Genomic DNA, 4,453 nt, shown 5'->3' on the forward strand with positions numbered 1-4,453 from the left:
CACTTTATTTTGTTGCGCCTCATTGAGTGAAGATCCAACGCCTTTCGGCCTACCGGGTTTTCCAACTTTCAGAGCTTTACTTCCACCTTCTTGCCATTTCTTTACCCATTCAGAGACTGTGTTACGCCATCCCTGTTTAGGAAGAAGTGCGGCTTGCTTGCGTCTATCTTCGAGTTGGCTGGGTGTGAGCGCACCTGTGTCTTACAGTTTCATAGCTTACATCTAGCAGAATTGACACCAACTGGTTTTCCGCTTGGTTAACTAATAAATAATTCATACTCTAATCTACTCAAAAGAGAACATATTGCTAATTCTCATAGGTAATGAACAGCCACTTCACTAAACTGTCTTTGCGACCTAGTCATACTTCTGTGGGACTAGAAAAGTCGAAAATTTCAGCAATCGTAAGAAAGTAAATGGTCGGGACTACAGGATTCGAACCTGCGACCTCTTCACCCCCAGCGAAGCGCGCTACCAAACTGCGCCAAGTCCCGGACACTGATATGAAGATAAGTAACAATTGAGGGTTGGCAAGCTAGAAATTTCCTGCATTTTCAGTGCATGCAGATGATCAAGACAGCAGTGGTAGGAGCAAGTGGCTACACCGGTATGGAATTATTACGTCTCTTGCTGATGCATCCAAACGCTGAACTCACATGCGTGACATCTCGTCAATACGCAGGCCGGACTCTTAACTCAGTTTTCCCAAGGTTTTCACAGATGAACGGTACCGAACTAACATTCTCTGAGCCCGATGCGGAAACAATCAAAGCCAGCGGCGCTGAGATTGCCTTCCTAGCGCTTCCCCACGGAGTCGCTGCAACCTATGCAACTGCTCTGTTAAACCTTGGCGTCAAAGTTATTGATCTATCTGCGGACTTCCGCCTCAATGACCCAGATGTTTATGAAGAATTTTATGGTGTAGAGCACTCAGCTCAAGAACTATTAACTGAGGCTGTATACGGCATGCCTGAACTGCCTAACCGTAGTGAAGCTATCGCTAATGCTCGTTTGGTTGCCTCACCAGGTTGCTACCCGACAAGTATCATTCTCCCTCTCATTCCATTACTTCAGAGTAATCTGATTGCCCCTCAGTCGATCGTCACTTGTTCCATGAGTGGTGTCAGCGGCGCAGGTAAAAGCAGTAACGTGCTGTTCTCATTTTGCGAAACAAATGAAAGCGTTAGAGCATATAGTGTTCCTAAACACCGACACCTTTCTGAGATCGAACAAGAACTCAGTATTGCTGCGAACGAGACTGTCGCTATGTCGTTTACCCCACATCTAGTGCCGACTCATAATGGAATTTGCACGACTACCAGTGCCAAGCTCACAGGATCACCTGCAGAGATCTCCAAAGCTTTAGAAACAGCCTATGCTGACAAGGATTTCGTCAGACTTCTAGGCGAAGGATCTACAGCGGACACAAAGAATGTCACTAGAACAAATTTTATCGACATTGGCTGGGCTGTTGACGAGCGTACCGGAAGAGTCCTACTCTTTAGTGCCGAAGACAACCTTGGCAAAGGTGCCGCAGGTCAAGCCGTGCAGAGTTTCAATCTAGTGGCTGGCCTTGCGCCCCAAGCAGGCCTTCAAAATATCTAGAGATTTTTTTCAAACCGAACTTTATACCAAAGATGTCGATCCCGTTTCGTAAAATATCAGGTGGCGTATGTGCTCCAAAAGGTTTCGTTGCCAATGCGGTCTCAGCTGGCATCAAAAATCCAGATTCAGAACGGCTAGACCTAGCTCTCATCTACAGTAAAACTCCCTGCGTAGCAGCGGGCACCTTCACAACTAACCGAGTCAAAGCAGCCCCGGTAAGAGTTTCTCAGGCACACCTGCGAGATCGAGACATCCAAGCTGTTGTAGTTAACAGTGGTAACGCTAACGCTTGCACTGGTGTCACGGGAATTCAAGATGCCAAAAACTCAGCTAAAGCGATCGCTAAAGCTTTAGATTTGAGGCAAGGGCAAGTCGCAGTCTGCTCTACTGGAGTCATTGGCCTACCTATGCCCATGGTACGCATCGCACCCAAGTTCTCAGAATTAGTCGAAGGATTAAACCCCAAAAAAGGAACCAATGTGGCCCGCGCGATTATGACGAGCGACACCAAACTCAAAGAGATTTCGATCTCTATGGACTTGGATGGACACAAGGTAAAAATCGGAGCCTGCGCTAAAGGCGCTGGAATGATTTGCCCAAGTATGGCCACCATGCTTTGCTTTATCACCAGTGATGTGAATATTGGAAAAAGCTGCCTAGACAAGGCCGTACATGAAGCTGTGGAAAACTCTTTCAACCGCATCACTATTGATGGCGACATGAGCACCAACGACTCAGTTGTCGTTTTAGCCAACGGAGAAAGCGGCATGCCACGCATCAAACCTAAATCCAAGAGTTACAGAATATTCCGAGAGTCTCTCGAGTTCATCATGCTAGAAATGGCAAAATCCCTGGTCAGAGACGGCGAACGCGTTACTAAGTTTGTCACAGTCAAAGTCAATGGAGCGAGAACGTACAGCGACGCCAAGAAAGTCGCAGAAGCTGTTGCTAACTCAGCACTCGTCAAATGCTCGTGGAATGGTAACGACCCGAACTGGGGCCGCATCATCCATGCTGTAGGTTATTCTAGAGCCATGATCAGAGAAGAGATGATCGATATTTATATTGGATCAAAGGCGGCCTGCCTTGGAGGAATGGAAGCCAATACTCCTATGGATGAATTACGTAAAATAGTAGCCCAAGAAAAATTCGACATCACGATTGATCTCCACCTTGGTGACGCTGAATACAAAGTTTATACCAGTGATATGTCCCCAGAGTATATTGACTTCAACAGGTCAGAATACGCTTACTGGAAGCAAGCACGAAAAGATGGCCTAACTAAGCAATAGTCAGCCCCCGCGAATACCCAATCGGGGTAAGTTTCTAGATTCAGAATACGTACCAAACCTATCTTCTTCATGACTAGCTCATCCACTTCCTTCAACTCACTCAAATTTTTCATCGCCACTGCGGCAATTGGAAGCTTTGTACTACTTATTAGTAGTTGTGGCCATCAAGCGGGTGGTACAATTGAAGTATACGAAACAGTAGGCTATCAACCAAATCACGGACCCTTTGATAGCAACGGAAACTATGTTGAAAAGTGGGCAGATAACCCGCCAAAAAGAAAGTACATTTCAAGAGATAAGAAAAAGTCTGCTCCGATAAAGGCCACACCTCCCCCTCAATACGCAACTGCTCCTAAGCCAGCATATACTCCACCGAAAAAAGCGAGCTCCCCCTCGCAACCTAAGAGTCGTGCAGTGGTTGTTAAACCAAAGAAGCGATCTCCTCTCACTCATACTGTAAAAAAAGGTGACACTCTCTACGGCCTATCGAGAAAGTATGCGACGTCGGTGAACTCTATTCAGAGGGCCAACGGAATCAGAGGTTCTAACATAGGCATCGGCCAAAAATTAATTATTCCTAGGTAAGCAAACACTCTTACTCACCTTCATCCATATCACTACCACAGCGGCGACAATATGCAGCATCTGGTAGATGGCCGTGCACGCCACAACTAGGGCACGCATCAGTGGACTTATCTGGCGTATGAGCCCCCTGCTCCTTCATCATCTCACTTGTCACGATGCCTGTTGGGACAGCGATTACTGCATATCCTGCTAGGATCATGATTGTGGTAACAAATCGCCCCAAGTCAGTCTGAGCCACTACGTCACCATATCCAACCGTACTAATCGAGACAATCGCGTAATAGATGCTCTTTGGTATACTTGTAAAATGCGTATTTGGTTCTCGATTTTCGATGAAATACATCAATGTTCCAGCCATCGTTGAAAACAACACTATAGAGAAAAAGAAGACGGTTATTTTAGCTCTCGAGCGCGCTAGTCCATGGAGAATAACATCAGCTCCGTGTACATGGTTTACCATCTTCAACACCCGAAACATCCTCAGTAAGCGCAAAACTCTCACAACTCCGAATGGCGATGATCCGCCAAAGAAAAGGAGAATGTATGCAGGTAAGCAACAGAGTAAATCGACTACTCCAAAGAAACTCACAGCATACTTTGAAGGGCGATTACTACACCAAATCCTTAAAACATACTCGAGCGTAAACACCCCGGTAAAAAACCATTCACAACATAGCAAGACGCTTGAGTAACTGACCATTACCGAATCAACAGTCTCTAACATCACAACACAAACGCTCAAGACTATGCACCATAATAGCGCGACATCGAACATCTTACCGGAAGGTGTCTCTGCCTCAAAAATAATTCTTCGCATCCTTCGCTTGAACGACAAATTTACTGCTGAATATTGATCCATTGACGCTCAGTATTCCCAGCCGGTTCTAGCTGTCAACACACGAGAATAATCTATACAGCATATCGAAGAAGCTGTCCTAGCAAATAGAGAAAAAGCTATCTCTAATTTTTAT

General features: G+C 45.8%; 4 protein-coding genes and 1 tRNA gene. 3 read left to right on the forward strand and 2 right to left on the reverse strand.

Annotated features, from left to right (window positions below; genetic code table 11):
• Positions 1 to 417 precede the first annotated feature (417 nt).
• Positions 418 to 494, reverse strand: a tRNA-Pro gene (locus ABGY95_RS00670).
• A gap of 73 nt (positions 495 to 567) precedes the next feature.
• On the opposite strand from ABGY95_RS00670, the gene argC reads away from it, so the two are divergent.
• The 3 genes from argC to ABGY95_RS00685 all read left to right on the forward strand — a co-directional run bounded on the left by argC (position 568) and on the right by ABGY95_RS00685 (position 3,482).
• Positions 568 to 1,605, forward strand: coding sequence for an N-acetyl-gamma-glutamyl-phosphate reductase (argC, locus tag ABGY95_RS00675; RefSeq protein WP_347439753.1), 1,038 nt, complete (start codon positions 568 to 570; stop codon positions 1,603 to 1,605).
• 32 nt (positions 1,606 to 1,637) lie between these two features.
• A complete protein-coding gene (gene argJ / locus ABGY95_RS00680; RefSeq protein WP_347439750.1) occupies positions 1,638 to 2,897 on the forward strand; it encodes a bifunctional glutamate N-acetyltransferase/amino-acid acetyltransferase ArgJ in 1,260 nt (419 codons plus the stop codon).
• A 69-nt stretch (positions 2,898 to 2,966) separates the two neighbouring features.
• The gene (locus ABGY95_RS00685; RefSeq protein WP_347439751.1) at positions 2,967 to 3,482 is read left to right on the forward strand and encodes a LysM peptidoglycan-binding domain-containing protein; all 516 of its coding nucleotides are present in this window, start codon (positions 2,967 to 2,969) and stop codon (positions 3,480 to 3,482) included.
• Positions 3,483 to 3,492: 10 nt separating this feature from the next.
• On the opposite strand, the gene ABGY95_RS00690 is transcribed toward ABGY95_RS00685, so the two are convergent.
• The gene (locus tag ABGY95_RS00690) at positions 3,493 to 4,341 is read right to left on the reverse strand and encodes an ion transporter (RefSeq protein WP_347439752.1); all 849 of its coding nucleotides are present in this window, start codon (positions 4,339 to 4,341) and stop codon (positions 3,493 to 3,495) included.
• Positions 4,342 to 4,453 lie beyond the last annotated feature (112 nt).

Origin of the sequence: Rubritalea sp. (genome assembly GCF_039830215.1) — a bacterium.
Lineage (GTDB): Bacteria > Verrucomicrobiota > Verrucomicrobiia > Verrucomicrobiales > Akkermansiaceae > Rubritalea.

Coding starts and splice junctions, on each gene's coding strand:
- argC (WP_347439753.1), top strand. CDS start 568: ATGATCAAGACAGCAGTGGTAGGAGCAAGTGGCTACACCGGTATGGAA.
- ABGY95_RS00685 (WP_347439751.1), top strand. CDS start 2,967: ATGACTAGCTCATCCACTTCCTTCAACTCACTCAAATTTTTCATCGCC.
- argJ (WP_347439750.1), top strand. CDS start 1,638: ATGTCGATCCCGTTTCGTAAAATATCAGGTGGCGTATGTGCTCCAAAA.
- ABGY95_RS00690 (WP_347439752.1), bottom strand. CDS start 4,341: ATGGATCAATATTCAGCAGTAAATTTGTCGTTCAAGCGAAGGATGCGA.